This window comes from Vreelandella xerophytica (genome assembly GCF_968048975.1).
This window is the reverse complement of sequence record NZ_OZ309106.1, coordinates 1,852,656-1,876,206: the sequence shown is the minus strand read 5'-3', so window position 1 is coordinate 1,876,206 and position 23,551 is coordinate 1,852,656. Positions and strand designations below refer to the sequence as shown.

Below are 23,551 nucleotides of genomic sequence, written 5' to 3'. Positions count from 1 at the left end.
ATGCAGACCGCGCTGCCGCTTCCGCTTTCCACGCCCAATCGCAACCTGGTTCGTCTGACCATAGTGCGCGGCATTACCTGGACCGGCTTTCTGCTGGCCATCGTGGTGGGTGTGGAAATTCTGGCCTTCGAGCTTGAAGTCACCGCGGTGGTCAGCGTGGTGATCGCCATGGGCGCGCTGAACATCCTGACCTGGTGGCGCCTGGGCCGGCCGCGGGCCGTGAGCCACCTTGAATACCTTCTGCACCTTCTCGCCGACATCGCTGGCCTGACGCTGCTTTTCTATTTTACCGGTGGCTCCACCAATCCGTTCATTACCTATTACCTGGTGCCAGTGACCATTGCCGCCGCCACCCTCCCCTGGCGTTATGCCTGGATCATCGCGGGCTGTGCGATGGCGGGTTACAGCTTCTTGATGGTGTATTTCCACCCTATCACTCAGTTGAGCCATATCGATAGCGACAGTCTGCTGAACCTGCACGTATTGGGTATGTGGCTGAACTTCGGTCTTTCAGCAGGGCTTGTCACATTCTTCATCTACAAGATGGCCCACGCGCTCAGAAACCGGGACAAGGCGCTTTCGCGCACCCGCGAGGCCGCCTTGCGTAATGAACAGGTCCTGGCAGTGGCCACCCAGGCGGCAGGTACCGCCCATGAGCTGGGCACGCCGCTCTCGACCATGGCGGTGCTGCTCAAGGAAATGCAGGCCGACACGCCCGAGGACTCGCCCCTGCAGGACGATATCAGGCTTTTGCGCCAGCAGGTGGATGTCTGCAAATCGCGTCTGCAGCATCTGGTGACCAACGCTGACCGTCGTCGCATGGCCGAACCGGAAGTGCTGGATGGCGAAGTATGGCTTGCCGGCGTGGTTCAACGCTGGCTGGTGATTCGCCCGGATGTGACGCACCAGCTGGATGTAGCCCAACGGCGCGGACGCCCGTGGCTGGCCGTGGATGCAACACTTGACCAGGCTCTGACCAATCTATTGAACAACGCCGCCGATGCCCACCCGGAGCAGGTTGCCATTCGCCTGGACTGGCAGGATGAAAGCGTGATCATCGACATACGCGATCATGGCCCGGGTATTGCCATGTCGATTGCCGACCAGCTGGGGGAAACGTTCATTTCCACCAAGAGCAAGGGGATGGGGATTGGGCTATTTTTAACCCATGCCACGATCAACCGGTTTGGCGGCGGCGTGAGTCTTTATAATCACCCCGAAGGCGGCACGCTGACCGAAGTGATACTGCCGCGCTGTACCGCTCCGGAAAAATAAGCACGCCTTCAAAGCAATAGCGAGTAGACCATGCAGACTCAAGACCAGCGCCTTTTGATAGTGGATGACGACGACGTGTTCTGCCACGTCCTGAGCCGTGCGCTCACCCGGCGCGGTTTCGAGGTACAGGTGGCTCACGACGCCGACCAGGCCCTGCAACTGGCCGCCTCCTTCGCCCCTACCATGGCCACTCTGGATCTGAAGCTCGAGCATAGCTCCGGGCTCAAGCTTTTACCGGAGCTTCTCGACATCGTCCCCGCTTGCCGGGTGGTGGTGCTCACTGGTTATTCAAGCATTGCCACGGCGGTTGAGGCGATCAAGCTCGGTGCGGTGCATTATCTGTGCAAGCCGGTGGACGCCGACGATGTACTCGCCGCCTTCGACCACGAAGGGGGCGATCCGAATATCGAGCTTGCCGACAATCCACCGTCGATCAACCGTATCACCTGGGAGCACATTCAAAAGGTGCTTCAGGAGCATGACGGCAATATCTCGGCCACCGCCCGGGCGCTGGGTATGCATCGACGTACGCTGCAGCGCAAGCTGCAAAAGCGCCCGGTCAAGCGCTAGAATCAGTGTGCCGTCCAGCCCAGGTCGATATTGAAGCTCGAACCGGTAATCGACCCTGCGGCATCGGATGCCAGGTAATTGACGAGCTGAGCGACTTCAGCGGGTTCGATCAGGCGCTTGATCGCCGCGTCCTTGAGCATGATGTTCTCGATCACTTCCTGCTCATTCATCTTGTGCAGCTTGGCCTGGTCGGCTATCTGGTTATCCACCAGCGGCGTCTTGACGTAGGCCGGGCAGATCGCATTGGCGGTGATCCCCTGCTCGCCCCCTTCAAGTGCAGCGGTCTTGGTCATTCCGATCAAGCCATGCTTGGAAGTCACGTAGGCAGACTTGCCAGGTGATGCCACCTGGGCGTGAATCGAGGCGATATTGATAATCCGACCCCAGCCGTTTTCCCGCATCGAGGGCCAGGCCGCCTGGGTCAGCAGAAACGGCGCAGTGAGCATCAGATCCATGATGCTGCGCCACTTCGCTTCGGGAAACGATTCAATGGGGCTGACGTGCTGGATACCTGCGTTGTTCACCAGAATATCCACCCGGCCAAAGCGTTTAAGCGCCTCGGCCACCGCGGCTTTACAGGCCTGCCCATCCGTCAGGTCGGCCTGATAGAACGCCGCGCCCTGCTCGGTGGCCACCTTTTCACCCGCTTCATTGAAATCCACTGCCAGCACTTGAAAGCCTTGCTGACAAAAGTGTTGAACGACGCTTGCACCTATCCCGCTGCTGGTTCCCGTCACCAGCGCCACACGAGGCGTATTGTCTGTACTGACCGCCATATCCTTCTCCTTGATAACTTTAATATCCGTTGAACAAGGGTCAGTATAGAACTCCTGAGCCAACGTGAGTCAAAGCGTTGCGATATTGTTCAACGCCCGCAATCTGGGCGACAATGCCCATCAACGAAACACGCATAAAAGGAGTAAACATGTTTGTCGTCATTTATGGTCGCTTGAGCTGTCCTTTCTGTGTGCGCGCCAAACAGCTGGCCGAGCAGTTGGAAAATGCACATAAAATCGAGGGATACCGCTACGTGGACATGCCCTCGGAAGGTGTCACCAAGGAAGATATTGCAAAGACCGCGGGCAAACCGGTTCATACCGTTCCTCAGGTATTCATCGACCAGCAGCACATCGGTGGTTTCAGTGAGTTTGATCAGTATGTCCGAGAGAACGGCCTGCTTGCCGGATAGGATTTGCGCAGTACCCGCCAAGCCGTACTCATCAAGCAATATTCGTCAAGGATTATCCGTCAAAGGGAACCCGCGTATCGCCTTGCTGCCTATACTGGTCAGGACGTACCACCTCAACAAGACCGCCAACGGTGGCAAGGATACGTGCAATGCAACGCGAAGAATTCGAACAGCAGCTGTGGCTGGACTATATTCATACTCATCCGGAGCTTGGCGGGCTGGATATCTGGCCTTTGGATATCAAGGCGGAGTACCTCACGCTTCTTACCCTCAACCATGGTTCGTTCAGCGCAGCCAAGCTGACCCACAAGCTTCACCGCATGGGATACGCCTCCACCACCCAGTACGCACTGCCCGACAAAGGGCTGATCATCCATCAGCTTGCCGCTGACAACAGCAGCGGGCTGATTCTGGTCGAGCTCCAGCTCAATGCGCTTTGTACGTCGCCACGTCATGCTCTTCTGGAGCTTATCGAACGCAGTCATCCGCAGGATTGCAAGGGCCATAACCTGTTGTGCCGGGGAAGGCCCTGGCCCATGCCCTCCTGGGCGCTTTACCAGCAGCTTGAAGCGGAACACCCCTTGGCAGCCTGGCTTGCCGTCATGGGCCCGCGGGTTCACCACGCCGGGTTCAACTGTCAGTCGCTGGGGGAATCGCTGACCGTGCTCGACAGTGCGCTTGAAAACATTGGCCTGCACTGCGCCAAGAATCAGTACAACGGCATTTTCCCGGTCTCAAGCGCACTCGAGCACCGCTTCTACCCGGCCATGCCGCAGAAGATGGCCTTTGACCAAGGCGACGAGCATAGACTCTGCCTGGGCGGGCTGGCGTTGGCGCAAAAGGCGTTCGAGAGCACCTCCTTAACGCTGTGCGAGGACCTCTTGCCCCCGCACACGCGGTGTCAGGTGGCGTGACCGGTCACGCCTTAATGATCAGGCAAACTGCATTTCGGGGACGTGGTCGGGCACGATCAGCTTGCCGGCGGTCTTTTCCTTGATTTCTTCGACGCTGACACCCGGGGCGCGCTCCTTGAGAATGAACGCACCGTCCTTGATTTCCAGGTAGGCAAGATCGGTCAGTACGCGGTTGATACAGCCTGCGCCGGTCAGCGGCAGCTCGCACTTTTCAAGAAGCTTGGATTCGCCGTGCTTCGAGGCGTGCGTCATGGTGCAGATGATATTTTCCGCGCCCGCCACCAGATCCATGGCCCCACCCATACCCTTGATCAGCTTGCCGGGAATCATCCAGGAGGCGATGTTGCCGTGCTGATCCACCTCGAAGGCGCCCAGTACGGTCAAATCCACATGGCCGCCGCGAATCATGGCAAAGGATTCCGCGGAGGAGAAGATCGCCGCGCCTGGCCGGGCGGTGACCGTTTCCTTGCCCGCATTGATCATGTCCGGATCGAGTTCTTCATCGGTGGGGTAGCGCCCCATGCCCAGAAGTCCGTTCTCGGACTGCAGCATCACATCGATGCCTTCGGGAATGTAGTTGGCCACTAGCGTGGGAATACCGATACCCAGATTCACGTAAAAGCCATCATGAAGCTCCAGGGCTACGCGCTGGGCCATCTGTTCTCTTGTTAATGCCATGATAATTACCTCAAGGTCAGTGGATGTTTGCCGGGCGCCTAGCTATGAACCGTGCGCTTTTCGATTCGTTTTTCAAACGAGCCTTGAATGATCCGGTCGACATAGATACCCGGGGTATGAATCTGACTGGGGTCCATCTCGCCGGGCTCGACGATTTCCTCCACTTCGACGACGGTAATCTTGCCGGCGGTGGCCGCCAGCGGGTTGAAATTCTGAGCAGTGTGGCGATACATCACGTTGCCGTAGCGGTCCGCCTTCCACCCTTTCACGATGGCGAAATCCCCCACGAGCGCCTCTTCCATAATATAATGGCGTCCATCGAACTCGCGTACTTCCTTGCCTTCACCGATGGGCGTACCGTAGCCGGTGGCGGTATAAAAGGCGGGGATACCGGCGCCACCGGCGCGCATTTTCTCGGCAAGCGTTCCTTGAGGCGTCAGTACCACTTCAATTTCTTCGTTGAGCATCTGCTGCTCGAAAAGCGCATTTTCGCCCACATAGGAGGCGTAGATCTTGCTGATCTGGCGCTTCTCAAGCAAAAGTCCCAGACCAAAGCCGTCCACCCCGCAATTGTTGGAAGCCACCGTCAGGTTCTTGACGCCGCGGCGCTTGATCTCGGCAATCAGGTTCTCGGGGATGCCACAAAGCCCGAACCCCCCGGCCAGTACGGTCATGCCACTTTCAATACCTTCCATTGCTTCTTCATAAGAAGCGACCCGCTTATCGAATCCTGCCATGTATAGCCTCGTTTGTTGTCAGGGCGCCGGTTAGCGCTTTGAAGATAAAGAGGATAAATTGTCCAGCTTTCAGTGTTGTGCCAGTTGATATATTTGTTAAGTTTGTTTTTCTTATCAATTAATTTAAACAACTTATTAAGAGCCGCCATGACCGTCAAGCAGCTTCGCGCCTTTCTCGCCGTTGCCCAAACCCTGAGCTTTACCCAGGCCTGCGAGCGTCTGCATCTTTCCCAGCCAGCGCTTTCCTTGGCAATCAAGGGGTTGGAGGAAACCCTGGGCGGCAAACTCTTGATCCGCAGCACGCGAAGCGTTCGGCTTACCCCGGAGGGCGAGTCACTTCTCCCGCTGGCCAAGCATCTTCTGGCTCAATGGGAAAACACCGAAGAGCGCCTTCGCGAGCGGTTCACCCTGCAGTTGGGCCGTCTGAGCGTGGCCGCCATGCCCTCCTTCGCCTGCAATCTGCTGCCTGAGGCACTGGTATGCTTTCGTCGCCAATATCCCAGAGTCAACGTGACGGTTCATGACGTCATCAACGAAGATGTCATGGAAATGGTGCGCGCCCGTCAGGTGGAAATCGGCATCGCCTTCGCCCCTGAGGGCGTGGGAAGTCTGGCCTTCACCCCGCTTTTCGAGGATACCTTTGTCGGCGTCCTTCCCCCGCAAAGCCCGCTTGGTCGCGACACCCTTACCTGGGAAGAGCTTCTGTCCGAGGACTTTATCACACTGCAGCGTCCCTCTCGGGTACGCCGTTTGCTCGAAGATGCCTTGGCACATCGGGAACTTGATTTCTCGGTGGCGTTTGAGAGTCACCAGCTTTCCACGGTAGCCAAGATGGTGGCCAGCGGGCTGGGAGTCAGCGCGGTACCAGCCATGTGTATGCCACAGATGCACGCGCTCGGCGCGCGCTGCGTACCGCTTGCCGGGCCGGGGATCGATTGCCGGGTGGGTATTCTGACCCAGCAGGAGTTGTCCATTGCCGCCCAGGCGCTTCGCACGGTTCTTGTCGACACGGTAAAGCCATTATTTGAAAAGCATAAGGCCTGCCGAAGCGGATTTGCTGGGAACTAACGCCTTGATCCTTTAGCATTTAACGTAAAAGCTGCCTTGAACCGTCGTGCATGAAGCCAAGCCAGGGCGTTAAAAGGATCGTAAAGGAGTATGGGTATGCCATTCATCAAAGGAGCGGTAAGCATCTTGCTGCTCACGCTCAGTACGCTCATCTGGGGGGTTCCGCTGCTACTGTTGATCTTCTTGAAGATCATTGTACCCGGGCGGCGCGCCAGGCAGTGGCTTCTGGACAAGCTCTGCGCGGTGGCGCTGAACTGGATCGGACTCAACCTGTGGTGGATGAAGCGCTGGCTCAAGCCTCAGGTCTCCATCAGCGTGCCGGAAGCTTTGAGCCCGGATCAGTGGTGGCTGGTCGTCTCCAATCATCGCAGTTGGACGGATATCTTCATCATCTTCATGGCGCTTCACCGGCGCATCCCCATGCCTCGGTTTTTTCTCAAGCATCGGCTTATCTGGATTCCTATCGTCGGGCTCGCCTTCTGGGCCCTGGAATTCCCGTTCATGCGTCGGTTCAGTCGCGAACAGATTGCCAAAAACCCCAAGCTCGCTACTATTGACAGGGATTCAACCGAGCGCATGTGCCGCCAGGCGCGTCACGCGCCCATTTCGATCTACAATTTCGTCGAGGGGACCCGGTTCAGCGTCGCCAAGCGTGAAGCGCAGCAGAGTCCGTTCCAGCATCTGTTAAGACCCAAGGCCGGCGGTGTCGCCCAGGTACTTAGCCTGCTAGGCGACCAATTAGATGGTATTGTTGACGTGACGATCAGCTATGCCAACCCATCGCCCAGCTTCTGGGGCTTTTTATGCGGTCAGGAGGCGCCGGTCACCCTGGTGGCTCGCCATGTCGCGATCCCCGAGTGGATGCAGACCGCCAACTACCATCAGCAACCGCAGCACAAGGAACGCTTCCACGCATGGATCAATTCACTCTGGCAGGAAAAAGACGCTCTGCTGGAAAACCTGTCCGATCACGACTAGCCACCTGGGCAGGCGTTTGCTTGCTTGCAGGGGTACTTGCCGGTTGCGCCAGCTCTGCGCCTTCGTCCAGCCAGCGCATACCGATCAGCAGCGCCGCCAGCAACATCAACGGGCAGTGGCTCGAGGTCAAGCGTGGCGATACGCTTGGCAAGCTCGCCAACCAGGCCAGTGTGCCCATCGAACGCCTTGAACGGTTCAACCCCGGCGTCAACGCACAGCGTCTGGCCGTGGGCCAGCGCCTGCTGATTCCCACCCAGCAAGAGCGTGCGCCTTCAGGCGGGCCTTATCGATACCAGATTCGTTCAGGGGACACGTTTTCCGGGGTGGCGCGTCATTTCGGCACCACGTCCGGGCGCATTCAAGGCGCCAATCCCGGCACTTCCCCGACGGCGCTGCGCGTCGGCCAGGTGATCAGCGTGCCGCTCAGCGCGGGTTCTGCGTCGCGGGCTACCGCGTCTTCCTCAAGTAGCGCAAGCGCCCCCGCCCCGGCACCAACGCCGAGTGCGAGCTTGCCCTCCTCCGCTCGCAATTGGCCATGGCCGCTCGAGGACTATCGTATCGTACGTCGCTTTGGGGCCGACAGCCGCGGCACGCTTCAGCCCATGCTGCTGGCCACCCAGCGCGGCGCCAGGGCGCAGTCGGTTGCCCCCGGGGAAGTTCGCTTTGCCGACGGCATGCGCCAACTCGGTGAAGTGGTCATCGTTCATCATGACGACAACCTGCAAAGTGTCTATGCCCTGTGCGAGCGGATTCTGGTCAGTACCGGGCAAAACGTGAAAGCCGGCGAGCCGCTTTGCGAGGTAGGCCAGAGCAGCGCCACCGAACGATACGATCTGTTGTTCGATCTTCGCCAGGCCGGCAAGCCGATCGACCCACGCCAGGTGCTTCGTTAACTCCCGGGTGCCAGGGAAGACAGCGAGCGTACCTGCTAAAAAGCCCCGGACCAGCCGGGGCTTTTTTCAGGACATTGAAGGGACACGCCTTACTTGCCGCGGTAGTAGCCCGGCGAAACAAACGGCGTTTTAGTCACTACCATGGGCAGTCTCTTGCCACGCACCTCGGCATACACCACGCTATCCGGCGTTTCGAACTCACGGGTAACGTAGCCCATGGCGACCGGTTTGCCCACGCTGGGGCCAAACCCGCCAGAGGTGACCACGCCAATCTCCTCGCCTTGCTCGTTCACCAATAGCGCACCTTCACGCACCGGCGCGCGCCCATCGGCCACCAGGCCAACCCGCTTGCGCGCATGGTCCTGGGCGTCGATCTGATGAAGCACGATATCGGCGCCGGGAAAGCCACCCGAACGCTCGCTGCCGTGCCGACGAGGCTTGCCGATGGCCCAGACAAGCCCTGCTTCCACCGGGGTGGTCTGCATATCCATATCGTGCCCGTAGAGGCAAAGCCCCGCTTCCAGGCGCAGGGAATCCCGGGCGCCCAGGCCAATCATTTCCACCTCGGGCTCACTCAAGAGCGTCTGGGCGAAGGCTTCGCAGCCCTCCTCGGCCACCGAAATTTCAAAGCCGTCTTCCCCCGTGTAGCCGCTGCGACTCACCCAGACTTGCTGGCCGGCCATGGTAAAACGGCCGTGTTGCATGAAGGTCAGCTCGCAGGCCTCGGGGCAGAGCCTTTGCATCACGTTTACCGCGTCAGGTCCTTGAAGCGCCAACAGCCCGCGCTCCAACACTTCGATCTTGTGGCCGGTACCCAGGTTGGTGCGAAGATGAGCGATATCCTGGTCCTTGCAGGCAGCATTGACCACCAGATAAAAGTGATCACCGGCGTTGACGAGCATCAAGTCATCGATGATACCACCGTCGGTGCTGATGAAGAGCCCGTAGCGCTGGCGCCCTTCGGCCAATCCGATCAGGTCTGACGGAATCAGCGACTCCAGCGCCTCGGCCACGTCCGGCCCTGACACCTTGATCTGGCCCATGTGGGAAACGTCGAAAAGCCCGCACTGGCGGCGGGTATGTTCGTGTTCCTTCTTCACGCCCTGAGGATACTGCACCGGCATGTCATAACCTGCGAAAGGCACCATTTTCGCACCCAATGTCTGGTGCAGCCCATGAAGGGGTGTTTTTTTGAGTTCTGTCATCTCGTGTCCTCGCCATCAAAAGAACCGGGAAGCAAATCCCGCTTCCCGGCCCGGTTTAATCCGTCATCGAGCGTTACTTGTCGTGATCCAGCGCCTCACCGGGCAGGACATCCTTGCCGGCAAAGTAGTCCTTGGAAAGCTTGAATACCACAGGAGACAGCAGCGCCAGCGCGATCAGGTTGGGAATGGCCATCATCGCGTTGAACGTGTCCGCCATCAGCCAGATAAAGCCCAGCTGGGCAATCGCACCCAGCGGAATCGCCAACACGAACAGCACGCGGTAAAGCATGATCGAGCGGGTACCAAAGAGAAACTGAAAGCACTTCTCGCCGTAGAACGACCAGCCCAGAATGGTGGTGAAGGCGAATATGGCCAGGGCAATGGCCACGATCTGATTGCCAAAGCCAGGAAGCGCTGCATCGAAGGAGAGCGCCGTGAGCGAGGCGCCCTCTTCACCGGTCTGCCAGACCGTGGAGGTCAGAATGACCAGCGCGGTGATCGTGCAGACAATGATGGTATCGATGAAGGTACCCAGCATGGCCACCAGCCCCTGACGAACCGGGTTCTTGGTCTGTGCCGCCGCGTGGGCGATGGGCGCGCTCCCCAGACCCGCTTCGTTGGAGAAGATACCCCGCGCCACGCCGAAGCGGATGGCCGCCATGACCGCCGCACCGGCAAAACCACCGGCGGCGGCGATGGGGTTGAAGGCGTAGTAGAAAATCAGCCCAAAGGCTTCGCCGATCTGGCCGGCGTTCACCACCAGCACCGCGATACCCGCCAGCACATAAGCGATACCCATGATGGGTACCAGCTTGCCCGCCACCTTGGCAATACGCTTGATACCGCCCAGAATGACCGCGCCGGCCAGCACCATGATGACCACACCCGTCAGCCAGTGCGGCACGCCGAAGGTAGCGTCCATGGCATCCGCCACCGAATTGGACTGTACGGTGTTACCGATACCAAAAGCCGCCACCGCGCCGAAAAACGCAAACAGCATTCCCAGCCACATCCACTTCTTGCCCAGGCCGTTCTTGATATAGAACATCGGCCCGCCCACGTGGTAGCCGGTACTGTCGGTTTCCCGATAACGAACGGCCAGCACCGCCTCGGCGAATTTCGTCGCCATCCCCACCAGTGCGGTAATCCACATCCAGAACACCGCCCCTGGCCCACCGAGTGCGATGGCGGTTGCCACCCCGGCAATATTGCCCGTGCCGATGGTGGCCGATAGCGCCGTCATCAGCGCATTGAAAGGTGAAATTTCGCCGTCATCGGTCTTTTTGGCGGGGCCTTGGCCGGGTTTGGGATCGCGCCCTTGCCACATGAGCTTAAAGCCCATGCCGAGTTTGCGAATCGGCATGAGCTTTAGACCCGCCTGGAGATAGATGCCTACTCCCAGCAGTAGAATAAGCATCAACGGGCCCCACACTACCCCGTTGATCGCCCCTAGAAGGCTCGTTAAGGTCTCCACGTTCTTCTTCTCCTTACCCTTGAGTAATCGAATGCGTACGTTGGCCAAGTGCTCTGACCGAGTGCTTTGAACAAGCACCTGGGCTAGACACATGGTTTGAGTACCTTGGCCAAGTACCTTGGTTGCGTACCATGAATGGGTACTGAATTGTTCTACGCAGACAAGAGGGTCGCTCTTTTCAGCGTGTTTATGGAAATCCCCCGCCCAACCTGCGGTTGAAGCGGGGGATAGCCCTGTTTTATACCATTTTCTTGGTGACCCGCCATGCAGTTGATACTTTTTTCATGGATAAAGCAGCCTTACGGAGTGGCCCGTTTACCACGGGGCGCGGCTGCTTGCCCGACTCATGGAGGTCTGGAAATATCGTGACGGGGCGTTAGAGAAATTTGTTTCCTATTAGAAACACGGTACCATAGCGTCTATGACGCCTGCCTTGAACAAGGTCGCCAAGGCCCCCCGCAAGCGCTAGTATATTTTGCTCCAGACCACCGTTTAATAGGGAAACATCATGAGCAACCTTCCTGCGAATCTTCGTTACGCCAAAAGCCATGAATGGGTGCTTGACCACGAGGATGGCACCGTCACAATCGGGATTACCGATCACGCACAGAAGGCCCTGGGCGATGTCGTGTTCGTCGAGCTGCCGGAAGTGGGCCAGGCACTGACCAAAGGTGAAGAGTTTGGCGTGATCGAGTCGGTCAAGGCAGCGTCGGATCTCTACGCGCCGGTGAATGGTGAGGTGATCGAAGTCAACAGCGAACTTGAAGATGCTCCAGAAACCGTCAACGAAGCGCCCTATGAAGGCGGCTGGATCATGAAGGTCCGCGTAAGTGACCAGGACCTTGGTGATCTTCTCGACGCCGATGCCTACCAGGCAACGCTTGCCGACGATTGATGTTCAAGCGCCTGCCTGAGCAGGCGCATTATGGTTTGCCCTGCACGGTTTTCTCATTACGTCCGGAACCCTCTCATGTCCTTTGAAACACGTCGCCTGGCCGAACTGGCCGATCATGATGCCTTTATCAAACGCCACAACGGCCCAGGCGAGGATGATATCGCCTGCATGCTGAAGGTGCTGGATATGAGTCATCTTGAGGAGTTGATCGAAAAGACCGTGCCGGGCGATATTCGCCTGGGTCGCGAACTCGCGCTCGATGCCCCGCAAAGCGAAGCCGAGGCGCTGAACTACCTGAGCCAGCTGGCGCGCCAGAACCGGGTGGCCAAGAGCTATATCGGTCAGGGCTACTACGACACCCACCTGCCGGCGGTCATTCAGCGTAACGTGCTGGAAAACCCGGGCTGGTACACCGCCTATACGCCCTACCAGCCGGAAATTTCCCAGGGCCGCCTGGAAGGACTGCTGAATTTCCAGCAGGTGGTGATGGATCTCACCGGCATGGACCTTGCCAACGCCTCGTTGCTGGATGAAGCCACTGCTGCTGCTGAGGCGATGGCGCTTTGCAAACGCGCCAACAAGAAAAGCAGGTCCAACGCCTTTTTCGTCGCCGACGACGTCTTCCCCCAAACCGTGGACGTGGTCAAGACCCGCGCCGATTACTTCGGTTTCGAGCTGATCATCGGCCCCGCGGCCACCCTGGCCCAGCACGACGTTTTCGGCGCACTGGTGCAATACCCCGGCGCCAGTGGTGACATCACCGAGCTTGAGCCCCTTCTGAGCGCGGCTCGAGAGCAGAACATCATGACCTGCGTGGCTACCGATCTTTTAAGCCTGGTGCTCTTGAAGGAACCGGGGGCGATGGGAGCGGATATCGTGGTGGGCAACTCCCAGCGCTTTGGCGTTCCCATGGGGTTCGGCGGGCCTCACGCGGCGTTCTTTGCCACCTCCGACAAGCTCAAGCGCTCGATCCCCGGACGGATCATCGGGGTTTCCAAGGACAGCCGGGGCAACACCGCCCTGCGCATGGCCATGCAGACCCGCGAGCAGCATATCCGCCGCGAGAAGGCGACCTCCAATATCTGCACCGCTCAGGCGCTGCTGGCCAATATCGCCGGCTTCTACGCCACCTATCACGGCGCCGAGGGCCTGCGCAAGATCGCCGCCCGGGTCCACCGTCTCACCTCGTTGCTGGCCCAGGGCTTGAAGCAGGCCGGCGTGGTGCTTGCCAGTGAGAGCTGGTTCGACACGCTTCGCCTGACCGGTGTGGATGCGGGCAAGATCCACGGCCGGGCGATGACCGTTGATATCAACCTGCACTACTTCGACAATGGCGACATCGGCGTAAGCCTGGACGAGACTACCACCGCTCACGACCTGGCTGCGCTGTTCGACGTGATTCTGGGCGACGAGCACGGCTTATCGATTCCCTTACTCGAAGACCAGCTGTTCGAAAGCGCTCTTTCAGGAATCCCCGAGGCGTACCGCCGCGAAAGCGATTTCCTAACACATCCCACGTTCCATCGCTACCGTAGCGAAACCGAGATGCTTCGCTACTTGAAGCGCCTTGAGAACAAGGATTTGTCGCTGGCTCATGCGATGATCCCGCTGGGCTCGTGCACCATGAAGCTCAACGCTACCAGCGAAATGATCCCGATCTCCTGGCCGGCGTTTGCCAAGCTGCACCCCTTCGCTCCTCGCGACCAGGTGGCGGGTTACCATCAGATGATCGATGAGCTGGCCGCGTTTCTGGTCGAGATCACCGGTTATGATCACGTGTCGATGCAACCCAACTCCGGCGCTCAGGGAGAATACGCGGGTCTTCTGGCCATTCGTCGCTACCAGGCGGCAAGCGGCGAAGCGCATCGGGACGTCTGCCTGATTCCCAGCTCCGCCCACGGCACCAATCCGGCTTCTGCAGCCATGCTCAGCATGGAAGTGGTCGTGGTCGAGTGCGACCGTCAGGGCAACATCGATCTCGATGACCTGACCCGCAAGGCCGAGCAGTACAGCGAGCGTCTTTCGGCCATCATGATCACCTACCCCTCCACCCATGGGGTGTTCGAATCCCACGTGCGTCGCGTGTGCGAGGTGGTGCATGAAAACGGCGGACAGGTATACGTGGATGGTGCCAACATGAACGCCCAGGTCGGCCTCAGCCGTCCGGGAGATTTCGGCGGCGATGTGTCACACCTGAATCTGCACAAGACGTTCTGCATCCCCCATGGCGGCGGCGGCCCGGGCATGGGGCCTATCGGGGTGAAAGCGCACCTGGCGCCTTACGTTGCCAACCACGTGGTCACGCCGATCAACGGCGTGAAAACCCAAGGCGGCGCCGTGGCGGCGGCGGCCTTTGGCAGCGCGTCGATCCTGCCGATCTCCTGGGCGTACATCAAGATGATGGGGGCCCGGGGGCTTCGTGAAGCGACCCAGCTTGCCATCCTGAACGCCAACTACATCGCCAAGCGTCTGGAGGAGAGCTACCCGATTCTCTACCGCGGCCAGAACGGCACCGTGGCGCATGAATGCATCATCGATATCCGACCGCTCAAGCAAAGCTCGAGTATTACCGAGGAAGATATCGCCAAGCGTTTGATCGATTACGGTTTCCACGCCCCGACCATGTCCTTCCCGGTTCCGGGAACGCTGATGATCGAGCCGACCGAGTCAGAATCGCTTTTCGAGATCGATCGGTTCTGCGATGCCATGATCAGCATTCGTGACGAGATCAAGCGCGTGGAAAGCGGCGAGTGGCCGCTGGACAACAACCCGCTGGTCAATGCGCCCCATACCCAGCGCGATATCGCCGACAGCGACTGGCAGCGCCCTTACGACCGCGTTCTGGGCGCCTTCCCCTCTGATGCGGTCATGGCGGCGAAGTATTGGCCGGCCGTCAACCGGGTGGATAACGTGCTGGGCGACCGACAACTGATCTGCTCGTGCCCCAGCATCGACGAATATCGCAGTTAAGGCCCTTCCGCAATAAGCCCCCACGGCGCCAAGCGCCCTGGGGGCTTTTTCATGGGCGCGGTTTCAAGCGCAGCCTGAGCGCAAGCAAGGCACTGCCGGTTTACAGCATGGTTTCCTGAAGGCGCTGCTCCTTGAAGCCACTCAAAAGCTTCTCGTAACGCTTGGGCAGCGTGGAATCACGCCGGGTAAGTACATAGAGCACTTCGTCCACGGCGGCGGGCAGCGCCAGCGCCCGTACCTGACGCTGCCAGGGCGAGGTCTCCAGCACCAGACGCGAGACCACCGTGAAGCCAAGCCCACGCGCCACTGCATCGAGCACCATGCTGACCTCGTTGGTAAAGCCCTGGTGGCGAAAGTGGCTCATCGAGCGAAACTCGTCCGGAAAGTTGGCGCGCAGAAGATGGTTGGCGTGGTTGATGCCATCGTAGTAGTTGATGAACCCCAGTCCCATCAGCTCGGCAAGTGTGCTGCCTGCAAAATCCGCCGGCACCACCAGGCAAAGCGGTTCCTTGTGCCAGACACTGCAGGTCAGATCAGCGTTTTTTACCTGCTCGGTCACGATCCCCAGATCGTAACGCCCCTCCACCAGATCACCGACGATTTCATGATTGAATGCAAAGCTGTAGCTCACCGTCAGGTTGGGATGCATCTGCTGCTGGCCCAGAATGAACGGGTACAGCATCAGCCCCACGCTTCCCGGCGAGGCAATCCGGCATTCGCCGCTGTCAATCGAGTCGTCATCGAGGGCATGGCGAAACTGCTCGTGCTCGGCGAACAGCTTGAGCGCGTAGTCGTAGGCCCGCCGTCCAGACTCGGTGAGACTGAAACTCTTGCCCTTGCGCTCGATCAGTGTCTTGTCCAGATATTCTTCTAGCTTGCGAACGTGCTGGCTTACCCCGGGCTGGGTCATTTCCAGACGGCGCGCGGTACGCGTGAAACTACCGGTCTCCACCAGGGTAATGAAGGTTCGAAAGTAATGGGCATTGAACATGATAAGTGCCATGGCAAAAGTAACGTAAAGTGCTGTAAATACGAACACCAAAACGCGTAAGGTTAACATAACTGGCTCGCGAAGGCGGCCTTGCGCGCGCCCCGGGGCTTACGTGATAGTATGGAAATTTATCGGCACCTACATAGAGATTGTCCTGCGAATGAATCAACCCTTGGCCCCGCGCCCTACGATTTCAAGCATCATTTCCCCTGAAGGCAGCCTGGAAGTTCTCTCCCAGCAGGAGGTCAACCGGCTGCAGAGTACCTCGCAGACCGGCCTGCACGATCTTCTTCGTCGTTGCGCCCTGGCGGTACTCAACTGTGGCAACCCCTCCGATGACAGTCTGGCGATTCTGGAGACCTACAAGGACTTCGATATCGAAGTCCTCCAACAGGATCGGGGCATTCGCCTGAAGCTGACCAACGCCCCGGCAGAAGCGTTTGTCGATGGTCATATGATTCGCGGCATCCGCGAGCATCTTTCCTCGATCCTTCGCGATATCGTCTACGTCTATAACGAAATCCAGCACCATAACCGTTTTGATCTCTCCACCGGCGAAGGCACCACCAACGCGGTGTTTCATATCCTGCGCAAGGCCGGCACGTTGAAGCCGGGGCTCGACCCGAGCCTGGTGGTGTGCTGGGGCGGCCACTCCATTTCCCGCGAGGAGTACGACTACTCCAAGGACGTGGGTTATCATCTGGGTCTGCGGGAGCTGGATATCTGTACCGGCTGCGGGCCGGGTGCGATGAAAGGCCCCATGAAAGGCGCCAACGTGGCTCATGCCAAGCAGCGGCGCAAGGGCGGGCGCTACCTGGGGATTTCCGAGCCGGGCATTATCGCCGCCGAAGCCCCGAACCCCATCGTCAACGAACTGGTGGTCATGCCGGATATCGAAAAGCGCCTGGAAGCCTTCGTGCGTCTGGGCCACGGTATCATCGTCTTTCCAGGCGGCGTGGGTACGGCCGAGGAAATTCTCTACCTGCTGGGTATTCTGCTTCATCCGAAAAACAGCGATACCCCCTTCCCGCTGATCTTTACCGGCCCCGCCAGCTCCGCGGCCTACTTTGAGAAGATCGATGAGTTTCTGGTGTACACGCTGGGCGAAGAGATTCGTCGCTACTACACCATCATTACCGGTGACCCGGTGGCTGTCGCCCGGCGCATGCGCGAAGGCGTCGATGAAATCACCCATTTTCGCCGTGAACACCAGGACGCGTTCTACTACAACTGGCGCCTCACTATCGCCCGGGAATTCCAGGCCCCTTTCGAGCCGACCCACGACGCGATGCGCAGCCTGGCCCTTCATCGCAACCAGCCCACTCACGAGCTTGCCGCCAACCTGCGACGGGCGTTTTCCGGCATCGTGGCCGGCAACGTCAAGGAACCCGGCATTCGCGCCATAAAAGCCCACGGCCCCTTCGTGCTCTCCGCCGAGCCGGAGCTGATGAAGCGCCTGGACGCCCTCTTGAACTCATTCGTCGCTCAAGGACGCATGAAACTCGATGGCCAGCCCTACACGCCTTGCTATGTACTCAAGAACTAGCGTGCTCAAGGACTAGTCCCTGAAAACCAACCAGCGACATCCGTGGGCGATGTCAGGAAAAACGAGTGATTATTGCACTTATCACCCTGCTGGTGGCGGGGGTTGTAAAAGGGGCGATCGGCTCCGGGGTGCCGGTGATTGTCGTGCCGGTATTCACCATGCTCTACAACGTGCAGGTGGCGATTGCCGTTCTGGTGGCCTCCAACCTGTTCAGCAACGCCATTCAGGTGTGGCAGTACCGGCGCCACCTCTTGCCGCTGCGCTTTCTGGCGGCGTTCTCCTTGGCGGGCTGTGCGGGTATTCTGGTAGGCACCTGGGGACTGGTCGCGCTTTCTCACGAGTGGCTTTCGCTGGGCGTGGCCGGTGCTATCGTGCTGTACCTGGGCATCAAACTGGCAAGGCGCAAGATGGTCCTTCCGTTTGCACTGGCCAATCGTATGGTCCTGCCGGTCGGGCTGGTGGCTGGTGTGCTTCAGGGGGCCGCGGGCATGTCGGCCCCGGCCTCCATCACCTTCTTGAACGCCATGCAGCTTGAGCGGCGCGTGTACATCGGCTCGATCTCGGTATTTTTCTGTGCCATTACCGTGGCCCAGATACCCGCGCTGCTCGCCGCGGGCATTCTGACGCTGGAACTTGGGGGGTACAGCCTGGCGGCGTTTATCGTCATTGCGCTGGCCATGCCCCTGGGCAGCGCACTGGGCAAACGCCTGCCCTACGTGTGGTTCGACAACCTGATCATGCTGCTGCTCTCGGGTGTCGCGCTCAAGATCGTTACCGATGTGCTTGTTTAGCGCCTCGATTGAACGTTTAACGCAAAACGGTGGCTAACCCACTATACTGATTGACACTCTCGTAACACCACGTGCTTCCAGAGCCACGTGTTTATACAGTCATCTGCTTATAGAATTACGTACAAAAAGGCCATGTGTTCACAAGGCCATGTACTCACAAGGAAAGGAGAGCCAAATGGAAATGATCAACCAGTTGCAAGAAGGTCCGACCAAGGCATTCGCCAAGCATTGCTTTGAAGCCTACTCCCCGGAAGAGCTGGAAGCTGCTGCCGAAAGCACCCCGGACAAGGACGAAATGGAGCATTGGGGAATCAACGCCGGCCAGTGGGAAGAAGCGGTTACCACCGCACTCGCCGACCACCGGGCCCAGCAGGAGTAAACAGGTTCCTCTTGTCTTGACCGCCGCTGCCGGAAAAGCGGCGGTTTTTGGTTGAAGGCCTCAGCTGGCAATATCAACGCTTAACCCTCTTAATAAGAACCAGGAGGTTTTTATGAGAAAATGGATCATGTTGGCGGTGTTCAACTGGCTGCGCAAGCCTGCCAACCGGCAAAAGGCGAAGAACGCCTGGAACAAGTATCGCGGCAACAACACTCAGCGCACCGGTCAGAATCCCAACCGGCCCGGTAATGGTTCGGCCCGAAATCCCGACGACATTGACGGTCGTTTCTAACGGATCTTCTCGCGCCGGCGTTATCTGTCTGTTGACGCACTATTTCATCGCTGAAAACCGCCGTCTGAATCTCAGGCGGCGGTTTTTTTACGCCTCTCTAAACTACCCGATGACCCAAGCCTTGGGTCGAATCTTCACTCATCGGCTTGAGGAGAGTGTCGCGTCGTCGGATTCGTCCTGGCGTTGTCACGCCATTTCCGAGGATCGATTCGCCCTTCATACATGGGAAGTTCCAGTACCGGGTCGTGTTCGTTGAACTGTGACCACATGCGATTCAAGCCGGCGGTCCCCATGCGGCGTACACGCGCCACTTCGTCCAGGTTGAGAACATCGGTAAGAATCCCCGCGGTTGCACCGGGCATTCGCGCCCGAATGCGCCCTTCCGGGTCCACCACCAGGCTTTGCCCCTCACCGGACGGGGCTGCCGTGTTGACGCTGACCATGTAGACCTGATTGAAGATTGCGTTGGCCTGCACGAGTATCTGTTCCTGGGCCCGATCACAGGTAGTCGTCGCCACCTGGTTGATAATGACCTCGGCCCCTGACCAGGCCAGTTGCCTGACCACCTCGGGGTACCAGATGTCATAGCAGATCGCCAGACCTATCCGCCCCACGCCAGGCACCTCGAACGTGGTGAAGCCCTCGCCCGGCCGGTAGGGTTCAAAAGGCCGCCATGGAAAGCACTTGCGGTAGGTGGCCACCCGCTCGCCGTCCGGCGAATACACCGGTGCGGTGTTGTAAAGATGCCCATCCTCGCCGCGTTCGCACACCGTTCCTGGCAAGAGCCACACCCCCAGGCGCCGGGCGATACGTGAAAGATGGCGATCACGCGGGCCATCGATCGGTTCGGCGGCGGCCTCGAGCTGCGCGTTTCGTTCGCTCGGCGTTCCCGAGGCTGCGCATAGATACATCTCCGGATAGACCACCATCCGGGGTTCGGAAAAGTCAGCGCCGAAATCGCTCAAAAGCTCTTCTAACTCGGCCTCGAAGCCGCGTAGCTCAACATCCTGGCCGTGAATCTTGCTGGCTTGCTGAACCATGAGTACGGGCAAGTATCGGGACATGTCGCTCTCCTTCAGCGGGGCGTTTGGGATGAGGCGTCAGGCTCGGACTCATCGAAATCCACTTCCGGCGGTTCACGACGGAAGAACCGGGTCAGGTACACAAGCTGGACAAAACCGATGGCAAGCCACACAAAGCCGAGGAGGAAGGCGTTGATATCCAGCTGACTCATCAGCCACAGGTTGACCAGCGCGCCCACCAGCGGCACCAGAATACCCTTGACCACGCCGTAGCGCCTTTTGGCGTCTGCATCCCGGCTCACCAGAAAGATGACGGAGACATTCACCATGATAAAGGCGACGAAAGCGCCAAAGTTGATGAACGATGCCGCGGCCAGCACATCAAGAAACAGTGCGATGATGCCGACCGCGCCGGTCAGCACGATATTGAAGATCGGCGTGTGAAACTTCGCGTGCAGCATGCCGAAAAGCTTGGGTGGCAGTACCGCGTCACGCCCCATGGCAAACAGCAGCCTTGAAGCGCTTGCCTGGGCGGCCAGGCCCGAGGTGAACTGGGCCAGGATCAGCCCGGCCAGAAAGATCGCGCCAAACAGATCCGCACCAATGGTCATGGCGATCTCGAAAGCCGCCGAATCGGCATTGATGAAATCACTGCCTGGATGAACGAGTTGCGTGGCGTATCCTACCAGGACGTAGATTCCCCCGCCGATCAGCGCGGTCAGCATGATCGCCTTGGGAATGTTGCGCTTGGGCTCGATGGTCTCTTCGGTGAGCGTGGTGACCGCATCGAAGCCGAGAAACGAGTAGGCAGCCACGGCGGCCCCCGCCGCTATTGCGCTGAACCCGGCGCCTTCCCCCAGAAACGGCTGCAGGCTGAAAAGCCCCGTCGCCCCATCATTGGCGAACACATGGCGAATGGACAGCAGCACGAAGAAAACGATGACCAGTATCTGAAAGACCATCAACAGTGAATTCACCTTCGCGGCCATCTTGATGCCGTAGATGTTCAGCGCCGTGGTGATACCCATGAACCCCAACAGGAAAAGATAACTTGGCACCGCCGGAAACTGGGCGTTCAGGTACGCCGCTCCGATCAGCCAGATCACCATGGGCAGAAAGAAGTAGTCCAGCAGAACGCTCCAGCCAACCATGAAGCCGACCCTGGAATCGATGGCCTTGCGCGCATAGGTGTATGCCGAGCCCGACACGGGAAAGGTTCGCGCCATGATGCCGTAGCTGTAAGCCGTGAACAGCATGGCCACCGTGGTGATCAAGTAGGCTGTGGGCACGGCACCGTGGCTGGTGCTGGCGATCACTCCGAAGGTTCCCAACACGATCAGAGGGGTCATGTAGGCAAGACCGAACAGCACGACCGCTTTCAGCGAGAGGGTTCTCTCCAATTGGGTAGTGTTACCCGTCATCATTTGTCTCCTGTACCGTTATAATTGATCGCGCGCAGCGCCTGGCCTTGGCCGTGTACCCCGGCGGGCATGTGCTTTAATCCGGCTTGTGGAGTAGCCTGCGCAACGTTATCCGATGACCGACGCCCCGCGCCTGCAAGGCTTTATGGTACGACATCGGCGGGCCTTGTAACGGTATGAGCCCCTTCCCGGCACGTATATAACCCCAGGGGGGTATGAGCTTTTTCTTATGCAACAGCTGAACCAACGTGAAACCGACGAGGCACTGGCTAACGCGATCCTGGCGCTGGCCACCCCGGAACTCCCCCGCTGTTTCTCACGGCTGGTAAAGCGTTTCGCGGCCTTTGATAATCTGATCATCATCGCCTACCAGGGCGAACAGCGCCCGGCCGTGCTTTACCGGGAATACACCGACCCGGTGGTGTATCTCCCCATGGACAGCGATTACCTGGACAGCGCCTATCTGCTGGATCCGTTCTACCGCGAGCATTTGAAGAAAGACGTGCAGGGCATACGCCGGCTCGAGGACGTCGCCCCCGACCATTTCAAGCGCACCCCCTATTACAAGAATTACTACAAGCAGACCACGCTGGTGGATGAAGTCGCCGTGTTTGCCAGCCTCACCGAAACCCTCACGCTCACCGCCTGTTTCGGCAAGGACCGCTCCAGCGGACGCTCTTTCAGCAAACGCGAGATCCAGGCCTTGCAACACAACGAAATGACCCTGAGCCATCTGCTGAAAAAGCACTGGCAGGCGTATCGCTTACAAGAGACGCAAAGCGCCATTAAAGCCCCGCTTGGCGAGCGGTTGCGCGAAGCACTGGCAACGGAGCACCGTATTGCACTAAGCCCCCGCCAGGCAGAGGTAGCGCTCTTTATTTTAAGAGGCCACTCCTCGCTCTCCATCAGTCTTCACCTGGATGTCAGCCCGCAAACGGTGAAGGTATTTCGTCGTCAGCTGTACGCCAGGTGCGCCATTTCCTCCCAGGCGGAGCTTTTCGCGCTGATGATGCCGCTTTTTGCGCGTTTGACGCAGTCGGCTTGACCCTCATCAATTGCTGTTCTTCACCAGGCCCGCACGCGCTCGGGCCAGTGCTTTACCGGTCACTCCATTCGTGCGACATTACTTCACCAACAACTTATATGAATAACGAAAAGAGATCATGAACATGTCTCGCTATAGCGCTGCTATTGCCATCTCCTTGGCTTCATTGATCGTTGCCGCCCCTTCCCATGCCGACCGACCCTTGCGGCTCGCGGTCGATGTGCCCTTCGAGCCGTTTCAGTATCGACTCCCGGATGGCACCTTGACGGGGTTTGAAGTCGAACTGGGCGAAGAGGTGTGTCGGCGTATCGAACGCGAGTGCCAATGGGTAGAACAAGGCTGGGACGGCATCATTCCCGGGCTGATGGCACGCAAGTATGACGCGATCGTTTCGTCCATGGCGATCACCGATGAGCGTCGTGAACAGGTACTGTTTTCAGAGCCCTACTACAGCAACCCCAGTGTATGGGTGACCCCAGAAGGCCGTGAGATCGATATCGACGACTGGGAATCGTTGGAGGGTCTAAACGTAGGCGTTCAGCGGGGAACCATCCGCGACATGTATATCACCGATAACTATGGTGATATCGTCAATGTACGCCGCTTTGCAACAGGCGAGGAGCTGGCGCTGGACGTCAGCGCCGGACGCCTGGACGCCGCCTTCATGTACTATCCGCTGGCGCTCTCGACGCTTCAGGTCGACGCCGAGGGCAGTGGAATCGTTACCAGCTCGCCTTTGATTCGCGAACCCAAGCGCTATTTTGGTCACGGTGTTGCCGCAGCATTTCATCCCCGCAATGAAGCCCTGGCAGAAGCATTCAACGAGGCACTACGGGAGATCAAGCAAGATGGTACTTATGATGAGATCATGAACAGGCACGTCGATTACGATATCAAGATTTAATCGCTTTAAACCGATCAACTGGCTTCAAGCCCACAAGGCAGCTCGATAAGCTGCCTTTCTTGTACCGGGCATACTCAGTCCAGAACAATAATGCTGATAGCGGTTTCCTGTCGGCAAAAAAAACGCCGCTCGGGATGACCCGTAGCGGCGGTTTTGGTATTTCTGGTCGGAGTGACAGGATTCGAACCTGCGACCTTTGCAACCCCATTGCAACGCGCTACCAAGCTGCGCCACACTCCGATTTCTCTTGGCCCCCAACGTTTTCAAAGCGCTGGCTTATCGCCTCAAGACGGTGCGTATACTAGCGTTAAACG

At 58.7% G+C, this 23,551-nt stretch carries 23 protein-coding genes and 1 tRNA gene; 15 read left to right on the top strand and 9 right to left on the bottom strand.

Going from position 1 to position 23,551, the window contains the following annotated elements; translation table 11 throughout:
* The gene (locus ACWF8S_RS08920; protein ID WP_447556514.1) at positions 1-1,275 is read left to right on the top strand and encodes an ATP-binding protein; all 1,275 of its coding nucleotides are present in this window, start codon (positions 1-3) and stop codon (positions 1,273-1,275) included.
* Positions 1,276-1,305: 30 nt separating this feature from the next.
* Positions 1,306-1,845 carry a response regulator transcription factor gene (locus ACWF8S_RS08915; protein ID WP_447556513.1) on the top strand — a complete coding sequence of 180 codons (540 nt, stop codon included), beginning with the start codon at positions 1,306-1,308 and terminating at the stop codon, positions 1,843-1,845.
* Positions 1,846-1,847: 2 nt separating this feature from the next.
* Here the strand turns inward: ACWF8S_RS08915 and ACWF8S_RS08910 are convergent, their stop codons facing one another.
* Entirely contained in the window at positions 1,848-2,621 is a 774-nt protein-coding gene (locus ACWF8S_RS08910) for a 3-hydroxybutyrate dehydrogenase (RefSeq protein ID WP_447556512.1), read from the bottom strand.
* Positions 2,622-2,770: 149 nt separating this feature from the next.
* Here ACWF8S_RS08910 and ACWF8S_RS08905 point away from each other — a divergent pair, with 149 nt between their 5' ends.
* Both ACWF8S_RS08905 and ACWF8S_RS08900 read left to right on the top strand, forming a co-directional pair.
* Complete coding sequence (locus ACWF8S_RS08905; protein WP_447556511.1) at positions 2,771-3,034, top strand: GrxA family glutaredoxin; 264 nt, start codon at positions 2,771-2,773, stop codon at positions 3,032-3,034.
* A 149-nt stretch (positions 3,035-3,183) separates the two neighbouring features.
* The gene (locus ACWF8S_RS08900; RefSeq protein ID WP_447556510.1) at positions 3,184-3,948 is read left to right on the top strand and encodes a DUF1338 domain-containing protein; all 765 of its coding nucleotides are present in this window, start codon (positions 3,184-3,186) and stop codon (positions 3,946-3,948) included.
* Positions 3,949-3,966: 18 nt separating this feature from the next.
* On the opposite strand, the gene ACWF8S_RS08895 is transcribed toward ACWF8S_RS08900, so the two are convergent.
* Positions 3,967-4,626, bottom strand: a complete 660-nt coding sequence (locus tag ACWF8S_RS08895) for a CoA transferase subunit B (protein WP_447556509.1) — start codon at positions 4,624-4,626, stop codon at positions 3,967-3,969.
* Between the two features lie 38 nt (positions 4,627-4,664).
* Positions 4,665-5,363, bottom strand: a complete 699-nt coding sequence (locus ACWF8S_RS08890; protein ID WP_447556508.1) for a CoA transferase subunit A — start codon at positions 5,361-5,363, stop codon at positions 4,665-4,667.
* A gap of 147 nt (positions 5,364-5,510) precedes the next feature.
* Between ACWF8S_RS08890 and ACWF8S_RS08885 the strand changes: the two genes are divergently transcribed.
* From ACWF8S_RS08885 to ACWF8S_RS08875, 3 genes are all read left to right on the top strand, one after another.
* Entirely contained in the window at positions 5,511-6,431 is a 921-nt protein-coding gene (locus ACWF8S_RS08885) for a LysR family transcriptional regulator (RefSeq protein ID WP_447556507.1), read from the top strand.
* 96 nt (positions 6,432-6,527) lie between these two features.
* On the top strand, positions 6,528-7,409 hold the full coding sequence (locus ACWF8S_RS08880) for an acetyltransferase (RefSeq protein ID WP_447556506.1): 882 nt from the start codon (positions 6,528-6,530) through the stop codon (positions 7,407-7,409).
* Between the two features lie 20 nt (positions 7,410-7,429).
* On the top strand, positions 7,430-8,302 hold the full coding sequence (locus ACWF8S_RS08875; protein ID WP_447556505.1) for a LysM peptidoglycan-binding domain-containing protein: 873 nt from the start codon (positions 7,430-7,432) through the stop codon (positions 8,300-8,302).
* Between the two features lie 89 nt (positions 8,303-8,391).
* Here the strand turns inward: ACWF8S_RS08875 and gcvT are convergent, their stop codons facing one another.
* Complete coding sequence (gcvT, locus tag ACWF8S_RS08870; RefSeq protein WP_447556504.1) at positions 8,392-9,507, bottom strand: glycine cleavage system aminomethyltransferase GcvT; 1,116 nt, start codon at positions 9,505-9,507, stop codon at positions 8,392-8,394.
* Positions 9,508-9,580: 73 nt separating this feature from the next.
* Positions 9,581-10,981: an alanine/glycine:cation symporter family protein gene (locus ACWF8S_RS08865; RefSeq protein ID WP_447556503.1), complete on the bottom strand. Its 1,401-nt coding sequence runs from the start codon at positions 10,979-10,981 to the stop codon at positions 9,581-9,583.
* Positions 10,982-11,489: 508 nt separating this feature from the next.
* Between ACWF8S_RS08865 and gcvH the strand changes: the two genes are divergently transcribed.
* Together gcvH and gcvP are read left to right on the top strand one after the other, a co-directional pair.
* Entirely contained in the window at positions 11,490-11,876 is a 387-nt protein-coding gene (gene gcvH, locus ACWF8S_RS08860) for a glycine cleavage system protein GcvH (protein WP_447556502.1), read from the top strand.
* 75 nt (positions 11,877-11,951) lie between these two features.
* A complete protein-coding gene (gcvP, locus tag ACWF8S_RS08855; protein ID WP_447556501.1) occupies positions 11,952-14,846 on the top strand; it encodes an aminomethyl-transferring glycine dehydrogenase in 2,895 nt (964 codons plus the stop codon).
* A 100-nt stretch (positions 14,847-14,946) separates the two neighbouring features.
* Here gcvP and ACWF8S_RS08850 read toward each other — a convergent pair whose 3' ends face one another.
* Positions 14,947-15,837: a LysR family transcriptional regulator gene (locus ACWF8S_RS08850; RefSeq protein ID WP_447556500.1), complete on the bottom strand. Its 891-nt coding sequence runs from the start codon at positions 15,835-15,837 to the stop codon at positions 14,947-14,949.
* Between the two features lie 160 nt (positions 15,838-15,997).
* On the opposite strand from ACWF8S_RS08850, the gene ppnN reads away from it, so the two are divergent.
* From ppnN to ACWF8S_RS08830, 4 genes are all read left to right on the top strand, one after another.
* Entirely contained in the window at positions 15,998-17,383 is a 1,386-nt protein-coding gene (gene ppnN / locus ACWF8S_RS08845; RefSeq protein WP_447556499.1) for a nucleotide 5'-monophosphate nucleosidase PpnN, read from the top strand.
* A gap of 65 nt (positions 17,384-17,448) precedes the next feature.
* The gene (locus ACWF8S_RS08840; RefSeq protein WP_447556498.1) at positions 17,449-18,174 is read left to right on the top strand and encodes a sulfite exporter TauE/SafE family protein; all 726 of its coding nucleotides are present in this window, start codon (positions 17,449-17,451) and stop codon (positions 18,172-18,174) included.
* A gap of 175 nt (positions 18,175-18,349) precedes the next feature.
* Complete coding sequence (locus tag ACWF8S_RS08835) at positions 18,350-18,553, top strand: hypothetical protein (protein WP_447556497.1); 204 nt, start codon at positions 18,350-18,352, stop codon at positions 18,551-18,553.
* A 112-nt stretch (positions 18,554-18,665) separates the two neighbouring features.
* Positions 18,666-18,845, top strand: coding sequence for a hypothetical protein (locus ACWF8S_RS08830; RefSeq protein WP_447556496.1), 180 nt, complete (start codon positions 18,666-18,668; stop codon positions 18,843-18,845).
* 134 nt (positions 18,846-18,979) lie between these two features.
* On the opposite strand, the gene ACWF8S_RS08825 is transcribed toward ACWF8S_RS08830, so the two are convergent.
* Positions 18,980-19,909, bottom strand: coding sequence for a carbon-nitrogen hydrolase family protein (locus tag ACWF8S_RS08825; RefSeq protein ID WP_447556495.1), 930 nt, complete (start codon positions 19,907-19,909; stop codon positions 18,980-18,982).
* A gap of 11 nt (positions 19,910-19,920) precedes the next feature.
* Positions 19,921-21,288 (bottom strand): APC family permease, encoded by a 1,368-nt coding sequence (locus ACWF8S_RS08820; protein ID WP_447556494.1) that lies wholly within the window; start codon positions 21,286-21,288, stop codon positions 19,921-19,923.
* A 229-nt stretch (positions 21,289-21,517) separates the two neighbouring features.
* On the opposite strand from ACWF8S_RS08820, the gene ACWF8S_RS08815 reads away from it, so the two are divergent.
* A complete protein-coding gene (locus tag ACWF8S_RS08815) occupies positions 21,518-22,333 on the top strand; it encodes a LuxR C-terminal-related transcriptional regulator (protein ID WP_447556493.1) in 816 nt (271 codons plus the stop codon).
* 124 nt (positions 22,334-22,457) lie between these two features.
* Positions 22,458-23,237 (top strand): transporter substrate-binding domain-containing protein, encoded by a 780-nt coding sequence (locus tag ACWF8S_RS08810; protein WP_447556492.1) that lies wholly within the window; start codon positions 22,458-22,460, stop codon positions 23,235-23,237.
* A gap of 163 nt (positions 23,238-23,400) precedes the next feature.
* Here ACWF8S_RS08810 and ACWF8S_RS08805 read toward each other — a convergent pair.
* Positions 23,401-23,477: transfer RNA gene (locus tag ACWF8S_RS08805), tRNA-Pro, on the bottom strand.
* Positions 23,478-23,551 lie beyond the last annotated feature (74 nt).